Raw genomic sequence first — 1,603 nt, 5'->3', positions numbered from 1 at the left:
TTACTGTAAGTCATTACCGGCGCAACCGCGACCCGTGCGGCGGTTGCGCCGGTAAATCGTTACAGCAATCCGTATCACTCGCCCCGGTAGGTGGCCATCACGAACGGCACCGAGCTCCCGAGCGGGTCGTCGACGGTTCGCTCCCGGTCGAGCCCGAACCCGGCCCGCTCGAGAGCCTTGCGGGTCCGGCGTGGACCGGGCGTGCTGAAGAACATCGCCTGGTCGCTCCCGAGCCAGTCATCTCGAACGGTCTCGTACCGCCCCGAACTGCCGGTCGCCAGGAGCCGACCGCCCGGCCGGAGCACGCGCGCGAACTCCGCGTAGACGGCGGGGTGTTCCGCCCGAGGAACGTGAAAATCGCCAGCGTTCGTCGACCGTCGCCACAGCCGACGTCGAGCACCGTCGCGTCCGGGGGGATCGACTCAAGCAGTTCGTCGATCAGCGCGGCGTCGTCGCCGTCGGCGCGACGACTCGACGCGTACGGTTCGGCGAGTTCGTCCCACGCCCGCCGGAGTTCGCGCCTGTCCATGCCCTGAGGAGGCGGCTCGCGAGCAAGACGAGACGGCCAAACAGGTGAGGGCTCGACCGCCGAACGCGGCAGCTCGGGATCGTTACGGCGCGCCCACGAGTACGAACCGACTCTCGGCGTCGCCGTTGTGGATCTGATGGGTCGCGTCCGGCGGGATCCGGATCGCGTCGCCCTCGGTCATCTCGACTGATTCGTCCTCGACGGTGATCGTCGCTCCTCCCTCCAGTAGCAGGTAGACCTCCTCCTGACCCTCGTCGGCGTGGTCGTGTTCCATCCCCTCCCAGCCGGGCTCGCACTCGAGGACGGTAACACCGACGTTCTCGCAGTTCAGTTCGTCCCGGAGAAAGTGCAGTCCGCTCTGGTCGTCGACGTCGTGGTAGTTCGCGGTCGTGTACTCGGCCATCGCGAACTCACGACTACGGGATGAGAAATAAACGTTGGTGGTACCCGAACTCGTACGGTCGAGCCCCGATTGCGGTAGCCACCGTTCCGTCAGCCCGTCCGACTGCAAAAGATCTATCGCCGGTACGGTCCTCGAGTCGCCTATGGACGAGATTACGGTCGACTTCGGCGAGGACGAACTGGTCCCGGCCGTCGCACAGGACGCCGAGACCGGCGAGGTGCTGATGCTCGCCTACGTCTCCCCGGAGGCCCTCGAGCGAACCCGCGAGACGGGGCGGGCGCACTACTACTCGCGCAGCCGGGACGAACTCTGGGAGAAAGGCGCCACGAGCGGCCACACCCAGGAGGTCGCGGAGGTACGGGTCGACTGCGACGCCGACACCCTGCTGTACCTGGTCGACCAGGAGGGCGGCGCCTGCCACACGGGCCACCGCTCCTGTTTCTACCGGACCGTCGACGGGGAACACGTCGGCGAGCGGGTCTTCGATCCGGAGGCCGTCTACGAGTAAGATGAGCGAGCGCGTCTCTCGCTCGAGCGACGCCGAGACCGACCGAACCCCGCTCGAGCGACTCGAGGCCGCCCGGGAACGCTACGCGCAGGCGCGGACGGCGATCGACGACCGCGGCGGCGAGAGGGTCGTCGAGGCCGCCGAGGCCTACCGCGACGCGACG

At 67.8% G+C, this 1,603-nt stretch carries 2 protein-coding genes and 1 pseudogene; 1 reads left to right on the top strand and 2 read right to left on the bottom strand.

Annotated features, from left to right (window positions below; translation table 11 throughout):
• Nucleotides 1-74: 74 nt before the first annotated feature.
• A pseudogene (locus ACNA7R_RS20275) lies at nt 75-529 on the bottom strand (SAM-dependent methyltransferase).
• Between the two features lie 82 nt (nt 530-611).
• Entirely contained in the window at nt 612-932 is a 321-nt protein-coding gene (locus ACNA7R_RS20270) for a cupin domain-containing protein (protein WP_416285340.1), read from the bottom strand.
• Between the two features lie 142 nt (nt 933-1,074).
• On the opposite strand from ACNA7R_RS20270, the gene hisI reads away from it, so the two are divergent.
• Nucleotides 1,075-1,440, top strand: coding sequence for a phosphoribosyl-AMP cyclohydrolase (hisI, locus tag ACNA7R_RS20265; protein ID WP_416285339.1), 366 nt, complete (start codon nt 1,075-1,077; stop codon nt 1,438-1,440).
• Nucleotides 1,441-1,603: the final 163 nt, after the last annotated feature.

The sequence above is a fragment of the Natronococcus sp. genome, from assembly GCF_047921035.1.
In the GTDB taxonomy this organism is placed as follows: Archaea; Halobacteriota; Halobacteria; order Halobacteriales; family Natrialbaceae; genus Natronococcus.
Note: the sequence above shows the minus strand (reverse complement) of the source record. Positions and strands in the feature narration are given on the sequence as shown.

Bases quoted from the DNA above. Each gene is read 5' to 3' on its own strand.
- hisI (WP_416285339.1), top strand. From the start codon at position 1,075: ATGGACGAGATTACGGTCGACTTCGGCGAGGACGAACTGGTCCCGGCC.
- ACNA7R_RS20270 (WP_416285340.1), bottom strand. From the start codon at position 932: ATGGCCGAGTACACGACCGCGAACTACCACGACGTCGACGACCAGAGC.